Here is a 20,237-nt window from a genome sequence, read left to right on the forward strand (position 1 = left end):
ATGAGTGAATTTTCCCAGACAGTCCCCGAACTGGTTGCCTGGGCCAGGAAAAACGATTTCTCCATCTCGCTGCCGGTAGACAGACTCTCTTTCCTGCTGGCGGTTGCGACGCTGAACGGCGAACGCCTGGATGGCGAAATGAGTGAAGGCGAACTGGTGGACGCGTTCCGCCACGTCAGTGATGCGTTTGAGCAAACCAGCGAAACCATTAGCGTGCGTGCCAACAACGCAATCAATGATATGGTGCGTCAACGTCTGCTGAACCGCTTTACCAGCGAGCAGGCGGAAGGAAACGCCATCTATCGTCTGACGCCACTGGGCATTGGCATTACCGATTACTACATCCGCCAGCGCGAATTTTCCACGCTGCGTCTCTCCATGCAGCTCTCCATTGTTGCAGGCGAGCTGAAGCGTGCCGCCGACGCGGCCGATGAAAACGGTGACGAATTCCACTGGCACCGCAACGTTTACGCGCCGCTGAAATACTCGGTCGCTGAGATTTTCGACAGTATCGATCTGACTCAGCGTCTGATGGACGAACAGCAGCAGCAGGTGAAAGACGATATTGCCCAGCTGCTGAATAAAGACTGGCGCGCGGCCATTTCCAGCTGTGAACTCTTACTGTCAGAAACGTCCGGTACGCTGCGTGAGTTGCAGGATACGCTGGAGGCGGCGGGTGACAAGCTACAGGCCAACCTGCTGCGCATCCAGGACGCGACGCTGGCGCACGACGATCTGCATTTTATCGACCGTCTGGTGTTCGATCTGCAAAGCAAGCTTGACCGCATTATCAGCTGGGGCCAGCAGTCGATCGACCTGTGGATCGGGTACGATCGCCACGTGCATAAATTTATCCGTACCGCTATCGACATGGATAAGAACCGCGTCTTTGCACAGCGTCTGCGCCAGTCGGTACAGACCTACTTTGACGCGCCGTGGGCGCTGACCTACGCCAACGCCGATCGTCTGCTGGATATGCGCGACGAAGAGATGGCGCTGCGCGATGAAGAGGTCACCGGTGAACTGCCGCCGGATCTGGAATACGAAGAATTTAACGAAATTCGCGAGCAGCTTGCGGCGATGATCGAAGAACAGCTCGCTGTCTACAAAACCAGACAAGCGCCGCTGGATCTTGGCCTCGTGGTGCGCGACTATCTGGCGCAGTATCCGCGAGCGCGCCACTTCGATGTAGCCCGCATTGTTATAGACCAGGCGGTGCGCCTGGGCATCGCACAAGCCGATTTCACCGGACTGCCGCCGAAGTGGCAGCCGATTAACGATTACGGAGCCAAGGTACAGGCGCATGTCATTGACAAATATTGAAAACGTGATGCCAGTTAAGCTGGCACAGGCGCTGGCAAATCCGTTGTTTCCGGCGCTGGACAGCCAGCTGCGTGCCGGTCGTCACATTGGCCTTGACGAGCTGGATAATCACGCCTTTTTGATGGACTTCCAGGAGTATCTGGAAGAGTTCTACGCTCGCTATAACGTTGAGCTGATCCGCGCGCCGGAAGGGTTTTTCTACCTGCGCCCGCGCTCTACCACGCTTATTCCGCGCTCGGTGCTTTCCGAACTGGACATGATGGTCGGCAAAATTCTCTGCTACCTCTACCTCAGCCCGGAACGTCTGGCGAATGAAGGGATCTTCACCCAGCAGGAGCTTTACGATGAGCTGCTGTCGCTGGCGGATGAAAGCAAGCTCCTGAAGCTGGTAAACAACCGTTCGACGGGGTCCGATCTGGACCGTCAGAAATTACAGGAAAAAGTACGTTCCTCCCTCAACCGCCTGCGCCGTCTGGGGATGGTGTGGTTCATGGGCCACGACAGCAGCAAATTCCGCATCACCGAATCGGTCTTCCGCTTTGGCGCCGACGTGCGCGCGGGTGACGATGCGCGTGAAGCGCAGCTGCGCATGATCCGTGACGGTGAAGCGATGCCGGTGGAAAACCATTTGCAGCTCAATGACGAGCATGAAGAGAATCAGCCGGATAGCGGGGAGGAAGAGTAATGATTGAACGCGGTAAATTTCGTTCACTAACGCTGATCAACTGGAACGGCTTCTTTGCCCGAACCTTCGATCTGGATGAGCTGGTGACAACGCTCTCCGGCGGTAACGGGGCGGGTAAATCCACCACCATGGCGGCCTTCGTCACGGCGCTGATCCCTGACCTGACCCTGCTGCACTTCCGTAATACCACCGAAGCCGGCGCAACGAGCGGCTCTCGTGATAAAGGCCTGCACGGTAAGCTAAAAGCGGGCGTCTGTTATTCCGTGCTGGACGTGATCAACTCCCGTCATCAGCGCGTGGTTGTGGGCGTACGTCTGCAACAGGTTGCCGGCCGCGACCGTAAGGTGGATATCAAGCCGTTTGCGATCCAGGGGCTGCCAACCTCCGTGCAGCCGACCGCGCTGCTGACGGAAACCCTGAATGAACGCCAGGCGCGCGTCCTGACGCTTCAGGAGCTGAAGGACAAGCTGGAAGCCATCGAAGGCGTGCAATTTAAGCAGTTTAACTCCATCACCGACTACCACTCCCTGATGTTCGATCTCGGCGTGGTTGCCCGTCGACTGCGCAGCGCGTCAGATCGTAGTAAATACTACCGTCTGATTGAAGCCTCCCTGTACGGCGGTATCTCCAGCGCCATTACCCGCTCCCTGCGCGACTACCTGCTGCCGGAAAACAGCGGCGTGCGTAAGGCCTTCCAGGATATGGAAGCTGCGCTGCGTGAAAACCGCATGACGCTGGAAGCAATTCGCGTTACGCAGTCTGACCGCGACCTGTTTAAGCACCTGATCAGCGAAGCCACCAACTACGTGGCGGCGGATTACATGCGTCACGCCAACGAGCGCCGCATTCATCTCGATCAGGCGCTGGAGTACCGCCGCGAGCTGTTTACCTCCCGTAAACAGCTGGTGGCCGAGCAGTATAAGCATGTTGAAATGGCGCGCGAGCTGGGCGAGCACAACGGTGCAGAAGGGGATCTGGAAGCCGATTACCAGGCCGCCAGCGATCATCTGAACCTGGTGCAGACCGCGCTGCGTCAGCAGGAAAAAATCGAGCGCTATGAAGCCGATCTTGACGAGCTGCAAATTCGTCTTGAAGAACAAAATGAAGTGGTGGCCGAAGCCGCCGATTTGCAGGAAGAGAACGAAGCCCGCGCTGAAGCCGCCGAGCTGGAAGTGGATGAGCTGAAAAGCCAGCTCGCGGATTACCAGCAGGCGCTGGACGTGCAGCAGACGCGTGCGATCCAGTACAACCAGGCGCTACAGGCGTTGCAGCGCGCCAAAGAGCTGTGCCACCTGCCGGACCTGACCCCGGAAAGCGCTGATGAATGGCTGGATACCTTCCAGGCCAAAGAGCAGGAAGCCACCGAAAAACTGCTTTCTCTCGATCAGAAAATGAGCGTGGCGCAAACCGCGCACAGCCAGTTTGAGCAGGCGTACCAGCTGGTGGTGGCGATTAACGGTCCGCTCGCGCGTAACGAAGCGTGGGACGTTGCCCGCGAACTGCTGCGCGATGGCGTCAATCAGCGCCATCTGGCCGAGCAGGTGCAGCCGCTGCGCATGCGCCTCAACGAGCTGGAACAGCGTCTGCGCGAACAGCAGGAAGCCGAGCGTCTGCTGGCGGAGTTCTGCAAACGCCAGGGTAAACGTTACGATTTTGACGAGCTTGAGGCCCTGCATCAGGAGCTGGAAGCGCGTATTGCGGCCCTGTCCGATACCGTATCAAATGCCAGCGAACAGCGTATGACGCTGCGTCAGGAGCTGGAACAGCTTCAGTCCCGTTCGAAGACGCTCTTGCAGCGTGCGCCGATCTGGCTGGCGGCACAAAGCAGCCTGAACCAGCTTAGCGAGCAGTGTGGCCAGGAGTTTGCGTCCAGCCAGGACGTCACCGAATACATGCAACAGCTGCTGGAGCGCGAGCGCGAAGCGATTGTTGAGCGTGACGAAGTGGGCGCGCGCAAGCGTGACGTCGATGAAGAGATCGAGCGTTTAAGCCAGCCCGGTGGCTCTGAAGATCCGCGCCTGAATGCCTTAGCCGAGCGATTCGGCGGCGTGCTGCTGTCTGAGATTTATGACGATGTGGGCCTGGACGATGCGCCGTACTTCTCCGCGCTGTACGGTCCGTCCCGTAACGCGATTGTGGTGCCGGACCTGTCGCTGATTTCTGACCAGCTTGCAGGGCTGGAAGACTGTCCGGAAGATCTCTACCTCATCGAAGGGGATCCGCAGTCGTTTGATGACAGCGTATTCAGCGTCGACGAGCTGGAAAAAGCGGTGGTGGTGAAAATCGCCGATCGCCAGTGGCGCTACTCGCGCTTCCCGGAACTGCCGCTGTTTGGCCGCGCCGCGCGTGAAAGCCGCATTGAAAGCCTGCACGCCGAGCGCGAAACGCTTTCCGAACGGTTTGCGACCCTCTCGTTTGACGTGCAGAAAACCCAGCGTCTGCATCAGGCGTTCAGCCGCTTTATCGGCAGCCATCTGGGCGTGGCCTTTGAGCCCGATCCGGAAGCCGAAATTCGCAAGCTCAACACCCGCCGCGGTGAGCTGGAGCGTGCGCTGGCCAGCCATGAAAATGACAACCAGCAGAGCCGCGTCCAGTTCGAGCAGGCGAAAGAGGGCGTTGCGGCGCTTAACCGCATCCTGCCGCGCCTTAACCTGCTGGCGGACGATACGCTCCCCGACCGCGTGGATGAAATTCAGGAACGACTGGACGAGGCGCAGGAAGCCGCGCGCTTTGTGCAGCAGCACGGCAATCAGCTGGCGAAGCTGGAGCCGATGGTTTCCGTTCTCCAGAGCGACCCGGAACAGTTTGAGCAGTTAAAAGAGGATTACGCCTGGTCACAGCAGGTGCAGCGCGAAGCGCGTCAGCAGGCCTTTGCCCTGACGGAAGTGGTGCAACGTCGCGCGCACTTCGGCTACTCCGATTCAGCAGAAATGCTGAGCGGGAACAGCGATCTTAATGAAAAGCTGCGCCAGCGCCTTGAGCAGGCGGAAGCGGAACGTACCCGCGCGCGCGAAGCGATGCGTACTCACGCCGCACAGCTGAGCCAGTACAGCCAGGTGATGGCGTCGTTGAAAAGCTCCTTCGACACCAAGAAAGAGCTGTTAAACGACCTGCATAAAGAGTTGCAGGACATTGGCGTGCGCGCCGACAGCGGTGCAGAAGAGCGGGCACGTATTCGCCGCGATGAGCTGCATGCGCAGCTCAGCAACAACCGTGCGCGTCGTAACCAGCTGGAAAAAGCGCTGACCTTCTGTGAAGCGGAGATGGACAACCTGACGCGTCGCCTGCGCAAGCTGGAACGTGACTATCACGAGATGCGCGAGCAGGTTGTGACCGCGAAGGCGGGCTGGTGCGCGGTCATGCGCATGGTGAAAGACAATAACGTGGAGCGTCGTCTGCATCGCCGCGAGCTGGCGTATCTGTCGGCCGATGAACTGCGTTCTATGTCGGATAAGGCGCTGGGCGCGCTGCGTCTGGCGGTGGCGGATAACGAACACCTGCGCGACGTGCTGCGCATGTCCGAAGATCCGAAGCGTCCTGAGCGCAAAATCCAGTTCTTCGTGGCGGTGTATCAGCACTTACGCGAGCGTATTCGTCAGGACATCATCCGTACCGACGATCCGGTTGAAGCGATCGAACAGATGGAGATCGAGCTGGGCCGTCTGACGGAAGAGCTGACCTCCCGTGAGCAGAAGCTGGCAATCAGTTCCCGCAGCGTGGCGAACATTATTCGCAAAACCATTCAGCGCGAGCAGAACCGTATCCGTCAGCTGAACCAGGGCCTGCAAAGCGTGTCGTTTGGCCAGGTCAACAGCGTGCGTCTGAACGTGAACGTGCGCGAGGCGCACTCCACGCTGCTGGACGTGCTGTCTGAACAGCACGAGCAGCATCAGGATCTGTTCAACAGCAACCGCCTGACCTTCTCCGAAGCGCTGGCGAAGCTGTATCAGCGTCTGAATCCGCAGATTGACATGGGCCAGCGTACGCCGCAAACCATCGGCGAGGAGCTGCTGGACTACCGCAACTACCTGGAAATGGAGGTTGAGGTTAACCGTGGCTCTGACGGCTGGCTGCGCGCGGAATCCGGCGCGCTTTCTACCGGTGAAGCCATCGGTACCGGTATGTCGATTCTGGTGATGGTAGTGCAGAGCTGGGAAGATGAAGCGCGTCGTCTGCGCGGCAAAGACATCTCCCCATGCCGCCTGCTGTTCCTTGATGAAGCGGCGCGTCTCGATGCCCGCTCTATCGCCACGCTGTTTGAGCTTTGCGATCGTCTTGATATGCAGCTCATTATCGCGGCGCCGGAAAACATCAGTCCGGAAAAAGGGACGACCTATAAACTGGTGCGTAAGGTGTTTCAGCACACCGAGCACGTGCACGTCGTTGGCCTGCGCGGCTTCGCACCGCAGCCGCCGGAGTCCTTACCCGGCACGGCTGACGCCTCATAAGGCGGCTCAGACAAAAGGCGGCGCGTATGCGCCGCTTTTTTTATTCACTTAACTTGTGTTCAGGGCTGCGTTATCTTTAAACTTCTTTACATAAGGTAAGGCAACAGCGTGTATGCCTTTCTATACTGAAGGAAAGCTCCAGAATAATGGGCATGTCGTAAAAAACAGGGGGCAAGGGATGTTGCTTAAGAAGAATCGTGGTCATCAGCTGTCTGCGCTGAGTTTATGCCTGACGGTGATGTTTGCTCCACTGTTTAGCGCTCAGGCCGATGAGCCTGAAATTGTACCGACTGACAGCTCCGCGACGATGGGCGTGCAGCCGACGTCGCTGTCACAACCGCTGGATCAGTCTCCGGCGACGGCCATTATGGCCGGCATCAAACCGCTGCCGGAAGGCATCGACACGGAATCATTACGCCAGCAGCTGATGACCGGGCTGCCCTCGGGCTATACCCCCGCTTATATTAATCAGCTTACGCTACTTTACGCCGCGCGCGACATGAAGCCGATGTGGGAAAATCGCGATGCGGTCCGTGCCTTCCAGCAGCAGCTGGCTGAAGTGGCGATTGCAGGTTTTCAGCCGCAGTTCACCACCTGGGTTGAGCTTCTGACCGACCCAGCCGTGACCGGACAGGCGCGTGACGTGGTGCTGTCTGACGCCATGATGGGCTACTTACAGTTTGTGGCGGGCATTTCGGTGAACGGCAACCGCTGGCTATACAGCAGTAAACCGTACAAGCTGGCGACGCCTGCGCTGTCCGTCATCAATCAGTGGCAACTGTCGCTCGATAACGGTGAACTGCCGCGCTTTATCGCAAGCCTTGCGCCTGCCCATCCGCAATATGCCACGATGCATCAGTCGCTCCTTGAGCTGGTTGCGGATTCCCGCCCGTGGCCCCAGCTGCGTGGAACAGCAACGCTTCGTCCGGGGCAGTGGAGCAGCGATGTGCCTGCGATCCGCGAAATCATGAAACGGTCCGGCATGCTTGACGGCGGCCCTAAAATTGCCCTGCCAGGCGACGAGACGCAAAACGCGGTCGTCAGCCCGTCAGCGCCGGTAAAAGAGAAAACCGCCGTTGCGCAGAGCAATAAGCCTGCCGCTTACGATCGCGAGCTGGTTGCGGCGGTTAAGCAGTTCCAGGCTGCGCAGGGGCTGGGCGCCGACGGCGTGATTGGTCCATCCACCCGCGACTGGCTGAACGTCTCTCCGGCCCAGCGGGCAGGGGTGCTGGCGCTGAATATCCAGCGCTTGCGCTTGCTGCCGGGCACGTTATCCACCGGCATTATGGTTAACATTCCGGCCTACTCGCTGGTCTACTATCAGGACGGAAGCGAAGTGCTGGCGTCCCGTGTGATTGTAGGTCGACCTGATCGTAAAACGCCAATGATGAGCAGCGCGCTGAATAACGTGGTGGTTAACCCACCGTGGAACGTGCCGCCGACGCTGGCGCGCAAAGATATCCTGCCTAAGGTCTGGAATGACCCCGGTTATCTGGAGCGACACAACTATACAGTGATGCGCGGCTGGAACAGCAAAGAGACGATTGATCCCTGGATGGTCGACTGGTCAACGATTACCCCGTCGAACCTGCCGTTCCGTTTCCAGCAGGCACCGGGTGCGCATAACTCGCTGGGACGTTACAAATTCAATATGCCAAGCTCGGACGCTATCTATCTGCATGATACTCCGAACCATAATCTGTTCCAGAAAGACGCTCGCGCGCTCAGTTCTGGCTGCGTTCGCGTGAATAAGGCCTCGGAGCTGGCGAATATGCTGTTGCAGGATGCAGGCTGGAACGATACGCGGATATCAGATGCCCTGAAGCAGGGGGATACGCGTTACGTCAATATCCGCCATAATATCCCGGTCAATCTTTACTATCTGACGGCGTTTGTGGGGGCAGACGGACGTACCCAGTATCGTACAGATATTTACAATTATGATCTGACAGCGCGATCCGGCGCACAAATCTTGCCAAAAGCGGAACAATTAATCAGGTAAATGAAGTAGTTCGGTGAAAATGATTGTCGTAAGTTATGGTGAATATAAGGCGATCTGTCTGCAAGCCGCGTATTCACTGGGGTTGGGCGCCTTGACGTAGCAGGTTTTGCCAGTTATGGTGCCCTTCGTGCGCTAAGCATATTGACAATTTCTTTTACCTGTAGACCTGATTATCATGGACAAATTTGACGCTAATCGCCGCAAATTGCTGGCGTTAGGTGGCGTTGCGCTGGGCGCAGCTGCCATCCTTCCGACGCCAGCATTTGCCACCCTCTCGACACCTCGTCCGCGTATTTTAACGCTCAACAATCTGCATACTGGTGAGACGCTTAAAGCGGAGTTTTTCGATGGCAGAGGCTATATTCAGGATGAATTAGCAAGACTCAACCATTTTTTCCGTGATTTCCGCGCGAACAAAATCAAAGCCATCGATCCTGGATTATTCGATCAGCTTTACCGCTTGCAGGGACTGCTGGGGACCAAAAGGCCGGTGCAGCTCATTTCTGGCTATCGCTCTCTGGATACCAACAATGAACTGCGCGCCCACAGCCGTGGGGTAGCGAAAAAAAGCTATCACACGAAAGGGCAGGCGATGGATTTCCATATTGAAGGCGTTTCGTTAGCCAATATTCGCAAAGCGGCGTTATCTATGCGCGCAGGTGGTGTAGGATACTACCCACGTAGCAACTTTGTGCATATTGATACCGGGCCGGTTCGGCACTGGTAATAACGAAACACAGGAGCAGTATGAACTATCGTATTATTCCGGTTACCGCGTTCTCACAGAACTGTTCATTGATCTGGTGTGAACAAACTAAACTGGCCGCGCTTGTCGATCCCGGCGGAGACGCTGAGACAATCAAGCAGGAAGTCGCTGCCAGCGGTGTAACGTTGATGCAGATTTTACTGACCCATGGTCATCTCGACCATGTGGGTGCAGCGGCTGAACTGGCTGAACACTACGGTGTGCCGATTATCGGCCCGGAAAAAGAAGATGAGTTCTGGCTACAGGGATTACCTGCTCAAAGCCGGATGTTTGGCCTGGAAGACTGTCAGCCATTGACACCTGACCGCTGGCTGAACGAGGGCGATCGCGTTAACGTAGGGAATGTGACTTTACAGGTGTTGCATTGCCCGGGGCATACGCCCGGTCATATCGTCTTCTTTGATGACTCGTCGCGTCTGCTGATTTCGGGTGACGTGATTTTCAAAGGGGGCGTAGGACGCAGCGATTTCCCACGCGGCGATCACGGTCAGCTGATTCAGTCGATTAAGCAGAAGTTATTGCCGTTAGGTGATGACGTGACGTTTATTCCTGGCCACGGTCCGATGTCGACGCTGGGCGATGAGCGGTTGCATAACCCGTTCCTTCAGGATGAAATGCCCGTCTGGTAAACCCGGTTAAATAAAAAAAGCCTGCATGATGCAGGCTTTTTTTGTGGGTGCTGATTACAGCACTGCGACAATGGCTTCGCACAGTGGTGCCATATTGTCAGGCGTCATACCTGCAACGTTCACGCGACCAGAGGCAACGGCATACACGCCAAACTCTTCACGCAGGCGCAGCACCTGCTCTTTGGTCAGGCCGCTGAAGGAGAACATGCCGTTCTGCTTGATGATGAAGCTGAAATCACGGTTAGCGCCTTTCTCTGCCAGCGTGTTCACAAACAGCAGACGCATGCGCTGAATGCGCTGACGCATATCGTTCAGCTCTTGTTCCCAGATTGCGCGCAGCGCATCGTTGCTCAGGATCGTCGCAACGACAGATGCACCGTGTGCCGGTGGGTTGGAGTAGTTAGCGCGGATCACGGACTTCATCTGGCTGAATGCGCGATCGACGGTTGCTTCGTCAGCAGCCACCAGCGTACAGGCACCGACGCGCTCGTTATACAGGCCAAAGTTCTTGGAGTAGGAGCTTGCGACAATCAGTTCCTGATGCACTGCGGCGAAAGCGCGCAGGCCTTCAGCATCTTCTTCCAGACCACGGGCAAAGCCCTGGTAAGCGAAGTCGAACAGCGGCAGCCAGCCTTTTTCTACAGACAGCTTAGCCAGCTGTTCCCACTGCTCAAGCGTAGGATCGATACCGGTTGGGTTATGGCAGCAGCCGTGGAACAGCACCACATCGCCCGCCTGGGCTTCGCTCAGGCTGGCCAGCAGGCCGTCGAAGTCCAGCGCGTGGTTTGCCGCGTCGTAATAGGCATATTCACGCACTTCCAGACCCGCGGAGTTGAACACGCTCTTGTGGTTCGGCCAGCTTGGGTTGCTTACCCACACGCGCTTGACGGAGGTGTTTTTCGCCAGAAAATCTGCCGCCACGCGCAGTGCGCCGGTACCGCCAGGGGTCTGCGCCGTGCGGGCGCGTTTTTCGCTCACAATGGTGCTGCCTTTGCCGAACAGCAGCTCCTGGGTGCAGCGACCAAATTCAGGAATACCATCAATACCGAGGTAGTTTTTGGTGGTTTCGTTTTCCAGCAGATACTGCTCAGCTTTTTTAACGCTGGTCAGTACCGGAGTTTTGCCGGTTTCATCTTTATATACACCAATACCCAGGTTGATTTTGCCAGGGCGGTCGTCGGCACGAAACAGATCGGCCAGGCCCAGAATTGGGTCGGCAGGAGCGGCAGTAATGTTCTCAAACATGACGAAGTTCCATTGTGATTACAGAAGTGAAATCCGCTATCAGGTTAACGGTAGATTTACAAAATGCCAACCGTTTGCGACGAAAAGCGTGCGGCTTTTCAAAAGTCGCTATTTTTTTCTCTCAGGAATAAAAAAACAGGGCCGAAGCCCTGTTCATTAAGCATATAACAATGAGGTGTGTTGATTAGAACTGGTAAACCAGACCCAGAGCCACGATGTCATCATTGTTGATGCCCAGCTTGTTGTCGTCTTTCAGCTGGTTGATCTGGTAGTCAACATAGGTGGACATGTTTTTGTTGAAGTAGTAGGTCGCACCGATATCGACGTAGTTGATGTAGTCTTCGTCACCGATACCTTCTACGTCTTTCGCTTTAGATTTGTAGTAAGCGATGGACGGACGCAGGCCGAAGTCGAACTGGTACTGAGCCACAACGGAGAAGTCCTGAGATTTGTTAGCGAAACCTCTGTTGCTCAGGCGCGCTGCGTTACGCATTTCGCCGTATACCGCTGCCAGGTAGATGTTGTTCGCGTCGTATTTCAGACCGGTAGCCCACTGCTCAGCTTTGTCGCCTTTACCCCAGTCCAGGGTCTGCTGGTTGTTGGTACGGTCAGCTGCGCCGTAAGCACCCACGATGCCGAAGCCTTCGTAGTCATAGCTCAGAGAGGTCGCCCAGCCGTCGCCGTTAGAACGTACTGCGATATCACGCTCGTTCTTGCCCAGGTACTGAACGCCAAAGTTCAGACCATCAACCAGGCCGAAGAAGTTGCTGTTACGGTAAGTCGCCAGACCACCGGTACGGCCAGAGAAGAAGTTATCGGTTGCGCCGGTGTCACCACCGAACTCAGGCAGCATATCGGTGATGCCGATTGCGTCATAGACCAGGCCGTAGTTACGACCGTAGTCGAAGGAGCCTGCATCGCCGAATTTCAGACCCGCGAATGCCAGACGGGTTTTGTTGCCGTTCTGTGCATCTGCGCCTTCAGAGTTGTTACCCTGGAAGTTGTATTCCCACTGACCATAACCGGTCAGCTGATCGTTGATCTGCGTTTCGCCTTTGAAACCCAGACGCGCGTAAGTGTTGTCGCCATTGCTGCCGTCATTATCAGAGAAGTAATGCAGGCCAACTGCTTTCCCGTAAAGATCTAATTTGTTGCCGTCTTTGTTATAGATTTCAGCAGCGTTTGCTGCACCGGCTACCAGCAGGGCAGGGACTACCACTGCCAGGATATTGCGCTTCATCATTATTTATTACCCTCATTGGTTTTTTTATGACACTCGCCACTGCCGTCAATAAATTCTGTCAATAAATATTTCCGGAACTATTGATGAGAGTTAGGTGTCTTTATGTGTCTGACAGGCATCTTTCCATTCATAGAAGCGTTTCGCTACACTGAAAGTGCTACAATCTTCAAGATTCAGTTACAAAAAGAAAATATGTGTAACTAAATATGTATTTTTGGGAACTTTGTGAAGCACCTCAAATTTCAGCGTAGTCTGGTGAATAAAACATCCGCTTTATTCTTATATATATGATTTCCTTATATTTAATTTAGCTAAAGGCCTTTCCTATAAACAGAAGTTAAACGGGTCATTTTTTCTTATGATCGGCAAAAGCCATCCAGATGGCTAAGAAATTGATTGTTTTTTGTGCTATTACGTAAGAATTGCTTTAAGCGCAATAAGAATGAGGTTATTTTTTTTGTGGCCAGATGTTTCGTGGAAACAAAACGTAACAGGTAGAGGTTATTGCGGGGTTGTGGTTTAAAGATGCTTACTTTTGACTGACGAAAACTGACGTTGCAGGATAAAATAATGGCCAGCAAGTGCTGGCCATTATTGATGTGGACGGTTAGAAGCTTGCGTTACGCGGCGTGCGTGGGAATGGAATCACATCACGTACGTTCTGAACGCCTGTCACGTAGGCAATCAGACGCTCGAAGCCCAGGCCAAAGCCGGAGTGCGGCACGGTGCCGTAGCGGCGCAGGTCGCGATACCAACTGTAGTCCGCCGGGTTCAGACCCATCTCCTGCATACGCGCGTCCAGCACGTCCAGACGCTCTTCACGCTGGGAACCACCGATGATTTCGCCGATGCCCGGTGCCAGTACGTCCATCGCAGCAACGGTTTTACCGTCTTCGTTAAGGCGCATATAGAACGCCTTAATGTCTTTCGGATAGTTTTTCACCACAACCGGTGCTTTGAAGTGCTTCTCTGCCAGATAACGTTCGTGCTCGGAGGAGAGATCCACGCCCCAGTAAACCGGGTTCTCGAATTTCTCACCGCATTTTTCCAGGATAGCGACCGCATCGGTGTAGTCCACCTGCGCGAAGTCTGCGGAAACAAAGCGCTCAAGACGGGCGATGGCGTCGTTATCGACACGCTCAGCGAAGAATTTCATGTCGTCTGCGCGCTCTTCGAGAACCGCTTTGAACACGTATTTCAGCATCGCTTCTGCCAGGCCTGCCACGTCATTCAGATCGGCAAAGGCCACTTCCGGCTCCAGCATCCAGAATTCCGCCAGGTGACGACTGGTGTTGGAGTTTTCCGCACGGAAGGTTGGGCCGAAGGTGTAGATCTTAGACAGCGCACAGGCGTAGGTTTCGCCGTTCAGCTGGCCGGAAACCGTCAGGAAGGCTTCTTTACCAAAGAAGTCTTTGTCGTAATCGACTTTACCTTCCGGCGTACGCGGCAGGTTTTCCATATCCAGCGTTGAAACGCGGAACATTTCGCCTGCACCTTCGGTATCAGAGGCCGTGATCAGCGGGGTAGAAACCCAGAAGTAACCCTGCTCGTCAAAGAAGCGATGCAGCGCCTGCGCCAGCGTATGACGCACGCGCGCAACCGCACCAATCAGGTTGGTGCGCGGACGCAGGTGCGCGACTTCACGCAGATATTCAATGCTGTGACGCTTTGCAGCCATCGGATAGGTGTCCGGATCTTCAACCCAGCCGGTCACTTCCACCGAGGTCGCCTGAATTTCGTAGCTCTGACCCTGGCCCGGAGAGGCCACCACAACACCGGTGACGATCACGGAACAGCCTGTTGTCAGGTGCAGAACGTCATCATTGTAATTGGGCAGAGAATTATTAATGACGGCCTGTACAGGATCAAAGCAGGAACCGTCATAGACGGCGAGGAAGGAGATGCCAGCTTTAGAATCTCGGCGAGTACGCACCCATCCGCGCACGGTGACCTCCTGGTCAACGGCGACACGGCCCTGGAGTACGTCGGCTACAGGCACAACGCTCATAATATTCTCTCTGTTAATAGTCGGAAAAAATAAACACTTGTCCGCCCTTATTGGGGGGATATCTATGTTACCTGCCATCCGCTATCAGACAAGTAAATTTCACCGTCTTGAGAGAAGAAATAAGAAATAAATAAGAGAAGGGGAGCCATGAAGGCTCCCCGAAGCGGTTAACTGGCTTTTTTGACCTGAGGAAGATCGAAGGCTTTGCGTAATGCGCGAACAAACGCTTTGTCATGGCAGATGGTTTTGCCCGGGCTGTCGGAGAGCTTCGCGACCGGCTTACCGTTACATTCCACCAGTTTTATAACGATGTTCAGCGGTTTCACCTGAGGAATATCGCAGGTTAACCGCGTACCAATCCCAAAACTCAGGTTCACCCGGGAAGAGAAGTGACGGTAAAGGTCGATCGCTTTCGCCAGGTCAAGGTTGTCGGAGAAGACCAGCACCTTACTCATTGGGTCGATACCCAGCTTTTCGTAATGGGCAATGGCTTTCTCACCCCATTCAACCGGATCCCCGGAATCATGGCGTAACCCCTGGTAGCGTTCGGCAAACTCAGGGCCAAAGTCGCGCAGGAACGCGTCCATGGTAATGCAGTCGGTAAGGGCAATACCCAGCCGATCCGGGTATTCATCAAGCCACGCGGCGAGGGCGGCGCGCTGGCTGTTGGCGAGGTCTGGGCTGATCTGCTGGTGCGCCTGGAACCATTCGTGCGCCTGGGTGCCCATCGGCGTTAAATCAAGACGGCGCGCCAGATCGTAGTTACTGGTGCCAACGAACCACTGCTCCTTTTGCAGGCGTCTGACGATGGCTTCCTGGACCTCGCGAGAGAAGCGGCGGCGCGTGCCAAAGTCCATCAGACGGAAGCGGGACATATCCAGCCCTTCGGTCAGCTGGTTAAACTCAATGAGTTTATTTTCCAGAGCGGCAACGGCCTGCGTCACACCGGTTTCAGGGGAGCGATAGCGGTGGGCCAGCTCGCTGATCACTGCCAGAAGCGGCACTTCCCACATGATCACTTCGCGCCACGGACCGGTCAGGCGAATGTCCAGCTTGCCGTTATCATTGGTGACGGTGACCTGTTCCGGCTTATAGCGGAAGTCGCGCAGCCAGTTCAGATAGTCCGCTTTAAAGAAAGGCAGGCCAGAAAGCCATTGATATTCGTCATCGGTGAGCGCCAGATGCTGCATGGCATCGACCTGTTCACGAATGGAATCTGCGTAGATACCCAGCAAGTCGTCACCCCGGCAGCGAAATTCCGCCGCAACATGAACATCATGATAGTGGTGAAACACGGCTTGCTGCATATGCAGCTTGTACGCATCGGTATCCAGCAACGTATGCAGAACCGGAGAAGCGAATTGAGTCATAGGTGCGCTGTAGCATCCTCTCACGGGAGCGTTTAGTACAATAAACAACTCCGGAGTATACCCTGTTTAGTGATTTATTGAACCCCGATCACAACATAAGCACACTTTATGGTCGAGAGCATTTCGTGCCCTGTGTTACAAAAATGTAGCTAAAAAGGGCGTTGTGCCTGAAAAGATGAACATTCTGCATAGCGCGTTTTACACAACAGGAATATATTGAATCGTTACTCGACAAACGATGCATAAGGTTTTCTATGACACAACAGCCACAAGCTAAATACCGCCACGACTACCGTGCGCCGGAATACCTGATAAGCGATATCGATCTGACCTTCGACCTGGATGCCACAAAAACCGTCGTGACGGCGGTAAGCCAGGTGACGCGCCAGAGCGCGACAGCCGTGCCGCTGCGTCTGGATGGTGAAGACCTGACGCTGGTTTCCCTGCATATTAATGATGAAGCCTGGTCAGACTATAAAGAAGAAGGCAACCAGCTGGTCATCGACAACCTGCCGGAACGCTTTACGCTGCGCATCGTGAATGAAATCAGCCCCGCCGCCAATACTGCGCTGGAAGGGCTTTACCAGTCAGGCGTGGCCCTGTGTACCCAGTGTGAAGCCGAGGGTTTCCGCCACATTACCTGGTATCTGGATCGTCCGGACGTGCTGGCGCGCTTTACCACTAAAATTATTGCCGACAAAACGCTGTACCCGTACCTGCTCTCCAACGGCAACCGTATTGGGGAAGGGGAACTTGAGAACGGCCGTCACTGGGTGCAGTGGCAGGATCCGTTCCCGAAACCATGCTATCTGTTTGCGCTGGTGGCGGGAGATTTCGATGTTCTGCGCGACACCTTCAAAACGCGTTCTGGCCGTGAAGTCGCGCTGGAGCTGTTCGTCGATCGTGGCAACCTCGACCGCGCGCCATGGGCAATGACCTCCCTCATTAATTCCATGAAGTGGGATGAAACGCGCTTTGGCCTCGAATATGACCTCGACATTTATATGATCGTGGCCGTCGATTTCTTCAACATGGGCGCGATGGAGAATAAAGGTCTTAACATCTTTAACTCCAAATACGTGCTGGCGCGCACCGATACCGCAACGGATAAAGATTACCTCGATATTGAACGCGTTATCGGCCACGAGTATTTCCACAACTGGACCGGGAACCGCGTCACCTGCCGCGACTGGTTCCAGCTGAGTCTGAAAGAGGGCTTAACCGTTTTCCGCGATCAGGAGTTCAGCTCCGATCTGGGATCGCGGGCGGTGAACCGCATCAATAACGTGCGTACCATGCGTGGCCTCCAGTTCGCAGAAGACGCCAGCCCAATGGCGCACCCGATCCGCCCGGATAAAGTCATCGAGATGAATAACTTCTACACCCTGACGGTGTATGAAAAAGGCGCTGAAATTATCCGCATGATCCACACCCTGCTGGGTGAAGAGAACTTCCAGAAAGGGATGCAGCTCTACTTTGAACGCCACGACGGCAGCGCGGCCACCTGCGACGATTTCGTCCAGGCGATGGAAGACGCATCTAACGTGGATCTCTCGCACTTCCGCCGCTGGTACAGCCAGGCCGGCACGCCGATTGTGACCGTCAAAGACGACTACAACCCGGAAACCGAGCAGTACACGCTGACCATCAGCCAGCGCACGCCGCCTACGGCCGAGCAGGAAGAGAAATACCCGCTGCATATTCCGTTCAGCGTGGAGCTGTACGACAACGAAGGCAACGTGATCCCGTTACAGAAGGGCGGTCATCCGGTACACAACGTACTGAACGTGACCCAGGCAGAGCAGACCTTTATCTTTGATAACGTCTATTTCCAGCCCGTTCCTGCACTGCTGTGCGAGTTTTCCGCGCCGGTTAAACTCGAGTACAAGTGGAGCGATCAGCAGCTGACGTTCCTGATGCGTCACGCGCGCAACGATTTCTCGCGCTGGGATGCAGCACAAAGCCTGCTGGCAACCTACATCAAGCTGAACGTGAACCGTTACCAGCAGGGCCAGCCGTTGACGCTGCCGGTTCATGTGGCAGACGCCTTCCGTGCCATCCTGCTGGATGAGAAAATTGACCCGGCGCTGGCGGCTGAGATTTTGACGCTGCCGTCCGCGACTGAAATCGCCGAGCTGTTTGACATCATCGATCCGATTGCGATCGTGGCGGTGCGCGAAGCGCTGACCCGCACGCTGGCGACCGAGCTGGCGGACGAGTTCCTGGCGATTTACAACGCCAACAAGCTGGACGCGTACCGCGTGGAGCATGCGGATATTGGCAAGCGTACCCTGCGCAATACCTGCCTGCGCTATCTGGCGTTTGGTGAGGCAGAGCTGGCGAACACGCTGGTGAGCAAGCAGTACCACGAGGCCGATAACATGACGGATGCGCTGGCCGCACTGGCTGCAAGCGTTGCCGCCGAGCTGCCGTGCCGCGATGCGCTGATGCAGGAGTACGACGACAGGTGGCATCAGGATGGTCTGGTAATGGACAAGTGGTTCATCCTTCAGGCCACCAGCCCGGCAGCCGATGTGCTCAGCAACGTACGCAGCCTGCTGAAGCACCGTTCGTTCACCATGAGCAACCCGAACCGTGTCCGCTCGCTGATTGGCGCGTTTGCCAGCAGCAACCCGGCCGCGTTCCACGCCGAAGACGGCAGCGGATATCAGTTCATGGTTGAAATGCTGACCGAGCTGAACAGCCGTAACCCGCAGGTGGCGTCTCGTCTGATTGAGCCGCTGATCCGCCTGAAACGCTACGACGCACAGCGCCAGGCGAAAATGCGCGCCGCGCTTGAGCAGTTGAAAGGGCTGGAAAACCTGTCTGGCGATCTGTACGAGAAGATTGCGAAGGCGCTGGCCTGATGTAAAAAAAAAGCCCGGTGGCGCTACGCTTACCGGGCCTACGTGGAGTAGCGGGGCATCGGTTTTCTCCCTCTCCCTGTGGGAGAGGGCATCAGGCATTAGCCTTAATCAATGCCCGTTCACTCACTCCACGTTTCATCACTCTATCCAGCACTTCCGCCTCCAGCTCCGCCAGTCTCGCTGACCCCACCCGGCGAGGGCGTGGAATATCCACCATCAGATCCAGACCGATTTTTCCCTCTTCTATTAACAGCACCCGGTCGGCCATCGCCACGGCTTCGCTGACGTCATGCGTCACCAGCAGCACCGTAAAGCCGTGCGCCTTCCAGAGCGATTCAATCAAATCCTGCATCTCGATCCGCGTCAGGGCGTCGAGGGCGCCGAGCGGTTCATCAAGCAGCAACAGGCCCGGACGATGAATCAGCGCGCGCGCCAGCGCCACGCGCTGTTTCTGTCCTCCCGACAGCGCGGCGGGCCACTCTCCCGCACGATTCTCCAGCCCGACCGCGGCGAGTGCCTGTCGGGCTTCCTCCTGCCAGCTGCCCTTCAGGCCCAGCCCGACGTTATCCATCACCGTTTTCCACGGTAGCAGACGCGCGTCCTGAAACATCATGCGCGTATCATCCTGAATAGTGGCCAGCGGCGTGGTGCCCGCCAGAATGTCGCCGCCGTTGGGGGCTTCCAGCCCGGCTAAAAGACGCAGCAGGGTACTTTTGCCGCCACCGCTGCGTCCGACAACGGCCACAAACTGTCCGGCAGGGATATGCAGATCCAGTGCATTCAGAATGGTGTTTTCGCCGTAGCGTTTGGTCACGCCGTTCAGCAGTAACGGTGTCCCCTGGTTCAGTCGTGCAGTATTCATGCTTTCGCCTCCTGAGCGGTATAGGCCGGGTTCCAGCGCAGCCAGCTACGTTCCAGCCACTGGGCGCTGACGTCCGCCAGCTTGCCGAGCAGGGCATAAAGGATAATGGCAACCACCACCACGTCCGTTTGCAGGAACTCGCGGGCGTTCATCGCCAGATAACCAATGCCGGAGTTTGCCGAAATGGTTTCCGCCACGATCAGGGTGAGCCACATCAGGCCGAGCGCAAAACGTACGCCGACCATGATGGAGGGCAGGGCGCCCGGCAGGATCACATGGGTAAACAGAGCAAAACCCGACAGGCCATAGCTGCGGGCCATCTCAACCAGCCCGCGATCGATATTGCGGATCCCATGCCAGGTATTGATATAAATCGGGAACAACGTCCCCAGCGCCACGAGGAAGATTTTGGCGCTCTCATCAATGCCAAACCACAGGATAACCAGCGGGATCAGCGCCAGATGCGGCACGTTACGCAGCATCTGAACGGAGGTATCCAGCAGCCGCTCGCCCCAGCGGGACAGGCCGCTGATGAGCCCCAGGGTCAGGCCGATGCTGCCGCCAATCGAAAAGCCGATTACGGCGCGCCAGGAGCTGATAGCCAGATGCTGCCACAGCTCACCGCTGGCGCTGAGCGACCAGAACGCTTCCACAACGCCTTCCGGCGAGGGCAAAATGCGGCTCGACAGCCAGCCGGTTGACGACGCCAGCTGCCAGACGAGGACAATGCCGACGGGCAGAAACCACGGCGCGGCGCGCAGCAGCCATTTTTGTGCGATTGCAGACATG

The 20,237-nt window shown here is 56.1% G+C and carries 13 protein-coding genes; 7 read left to right on the top strand and 6 right to left on the bottom strand.

Features of this window, described 5'->3' with window-relative positions; all coding sequences use genetic code 11:
• From mukF to DBR02_RS18355, 6 genes are all read left to right on the top strand, one after another.
• On the top strand, nucleotides 1-1,323 hold the full coding sequence (gene mukF, locus DBR02_RS18325) for a chromosome partition protein MukF (RefSeq protein ID WP_107535058.1): 1,323 nt from the start codon (nucleotides 1-3) through the stop codon (nucleotides 1,321-1,323).
• Nucleotides 1,304-2,008: a chromosome partition protein MukE gene (mukE, locus tag DBR02_RS18330; protein ID WP_049132609.1), complete on the top strand. Its 705-nt coding sequence runs from the start codon at nucleotides 1,304-1,306 to the stop codon at nucleotides 2,006-2,008. The genes mukF and mukE overlap by 20 nt, the downstream gene beginning before the upstream one ends.
• Nucleotides 2,008-6,456, top strand: coding sequence for a chromosome partition protein MukB (mukB, locus tag DBR02_RS18335; RefSeq protein ID WP_107535059.1), 4,449 nt, complete (start codon nucleotides 2,008-2,010; stop codon nucleotides 6,454-6,456). The genes mukE and mukB overlap by 1 nt, the downstream gene beginning before the upstream one ends.
• Nucleotides 6,457-6,634: 178 nt before the next feature.
• Nucleotides 6,635-8,458, top strand: coding sequence for a L,D-transpeptidase (gene ldtD, locus DBR02_RS18340; protein ID WP_107535060.1), 1,824 nt, complete (start codon nucleotides 6,635-6,637; stop codon nucleotides 8,456-8,458).
• A gap of 175 nt (nucleotides 8,459-8,633) precedes the next feature.
• Nucleotides 8,634-9,185 (top strand): YcbK family protein, encoded by a 552-nt coding sequence (locus DBR02_RS18350; RefSeq protein ID WP_003858202.1) that lies wholly within the window; start codon nucleotides 8,634-8,636, stop codon nucleotides 9,183-9,185.
• 20 nt (nucleotides 9,186-9,205) lie between these two features.
• Nucleotides 9,206-9,853 (top strand): MBL fold metallo-hydrolase, encoded by a 648-nt coding sequence (locus DBR02_RS18355; RefSeq protein WP_107535061.1) that lies wholly within the window; start codon nucleotides 9,206-9,208, stop codon nucleotides 9,851-9,853.
• Nucleotides 9,854-9,907: 54 nt separating this feature from the next.
• Here DBR02_RS18355 and DBR02_RS18360 read toward each other — a convergent pair whose 3' ends face one another.
• The 4 genes from DBR02_RS18360 to pncB form a co-directional block, all read right to left on the bottom strand.
• On the bottom strand, nucleotides 9,908-11,098 hold the full coding sequence (locus tag DBR02_RS18360; RefSeq protein WP_102749628.1) for an amino acid aminotransferase: 1,191 nt from the start codon (nucleotides 11,096-11,098) through the stop codon (nucleotides 9,908-9,910).
• Nucleotides 11,099-11,282: 184 nt separating this feature from the next.
• On the bottom strand, nucleotides 11,283-12,341 hold the full coding sequence (gene ompF, locus DBR02_RS18365; protein ID WP_107535062.1) for a porin OmpF: 1,059 nt from the start codon (nucleotides 12,339-12,341) through the stop codon (nucleotides 11,283-11,285).
• A 607-nt stretch (nucleotides 12,342-12,948) separates the two neighbouring features.
• Nucleotides 12,949-14,349: an asparagine--tRNA ligase gene (asnS, locus tag DBR02_RS18375; protein ID WP_003858191.1), complete on the bottom strand. Its 1,401-nt coding sequence runs from the start codon at nucleotides 14,347-14,349 to the stop codon at nucleotides 12,949-12,951.
• Nucleotides 14,350-14,516: 167 nt separating this feature from the next.
• Entirely contained in the window at nucleotides 14,517-15,719 is a 1,203-nt protein-coding gene (pncB, locus tag DBR02_RS18380; protein ID WP_107535064.1) for a nicotinate phosphoribosyltransferase, read from the bottom strand.
• Between the two features lie 254 nt (nucleotides 15,720-15,973).
• Between pncB and pepN the strand changes: the two genes are divergently transcribed.
• Complete coding sequence (gene pepN, locus DBR02_RS18385) at nucleotides 15,974-18,586, top strand: aminopeptidase N (RefSeq protein WP_107535065.1); 2,613 nt, start codon at nucleotides 15,974-15,976, stop codon at nucleotides 18,584-18,586.
• A 91-nt stretch (nucleotides 18,587-18,677) separates the two neighbouring features.
• On the opposite strand, the gene ssuB is transcribed toward pepN, so the two are convergent.
• Both ssuB and ssuC read right to left on the bottom strand, forming a co-directional pair.
• Nucleotides 18,678-19,448, bottom strand: coding sequence for an aliphatic sulfonates ABC transporter ATP-binding protein (gene ssuB / locus DBR02_RS18390; RefSeq protein ID WP_063866291.1), 771 nt, complete (start codon nucleotides 19,446-19,448; stop codon nucleotides 18,678-18,680).
• Entirely contained in the window at nucleotides 19,445-20,236 is a 792-nt protein-coding gene (ssuC, locus tag DBR02_RS18395) for an aliphatic sulfonate ABC transporter permease SsuC (protein WP_107535066.1), read from the bottom strand. Before ssuC ends, ssuB begins: the two co-directional genes overlap by 4 nt.
• Between the last annotated feature and the right edge of the window lies 1 nt (nucleotide 20,237).

This window comes from Enterobacter cloacae complex sp., assembly GCF_900322725.1.
In the GTDB taxonomy this organism is placed as follows: domain Bacteria; phylum Pseudomonadota; class Gammaproteobacteria; order Enterobacterales; family Enterobacteriaceae; genus Enterobacter; species Enterobacter quasihormaechei.

Excerpts from the sequence above, each read along its gene's own strand:
- DBR02_RS18360 (WP_102749628.1), bottom strand. The coding sequence starts at position 11,098 with ATGTTTGAGAACATTACTGCCGCTCCTGCCGACCCAATTCTGGGCCTG.
- mukB (WP_107535059.1), top strand. The coding sequence starts at position 2,008 with ATGATTGAACGCGGTAAATTTCGTTCACTAACGCTGATCAACTGGAAC.
- ssuB (WP_063866291.1), bottom strand. The coding sequence starts at position 19,448 with ATGAATACTGCACGACTGAACCAGGGGACACCGTTACTGCTGAACGGC.
- ssuC (WP_107535066.1), bottom strand. The coding sequence starts at position 20,236 with ATGTCTGCAATCGCACAAAAATGGCTGCTGCGCGCCGCGCCGTGGTTT.
- ompF (WP_107535062.1), bottom strand. The coding sequence starts at position 12,341 with ATGATGAAGCGCAATATCCTGGCAGTGGTAGTCCCTGCCCTGCTGGTA.
- ldtD (WP_107535060.1), top strand. The coding sequence starts at position 6,635 with ATGTTGCTTAAGAAGAATCGTGGTCATCAGCTGTCTGCGCTGAGTTTA.
- DBR02_RS18350 (WP_003858202.1), top strand. The coding sequence starts at position 8,634 with ATGGACAAATTTGACGCTAATCGCCGCAAATTGCTGGCGTTAGGTGGC.
- mukE (WP_049132609.1), top strand. The coding sequence starts at position 1,304 with ATGTCATTGACAAATATTGAAAACGTGATGCCAGTTAAGCTGGCACAG.
- mukF (WP_107535058.1), top strand. The coding sequence starts at position 1 with ATGAGTGAATTTTCCCAGACAGTCCCCGAACTGGTTGCCTGGGCCAGG.
- DBR02_RS18355 (WP_107535061.1), top strand. The coding sequence starts at position 9,206 with ATGAACTATCGTATTATTCCGGTTACCGCGTTCTCACAGAACTGTTCA.
- pncB (WP_107535064.1), bottom strand. The coding sequence starts at position 15,719 with ATGACTCAATTCGCTTCTCCGGTTCTGCATACGTTGCTGGATACCGAT.
- pepN (WP_107535065.1), top strand. The coding sequence starts at position 15,974 with ATGACACAACAGCCACAAGCTAAATACCGCCACGACTACCGTGCGCCG.
- asnS (WP_003858191.1), bottom strand. The coding sequence starts at position 14,349 with ATGAGCGTTGTGCCTGTAGCCGACGTACTCCAGGGCCGTGTCGCCGTT.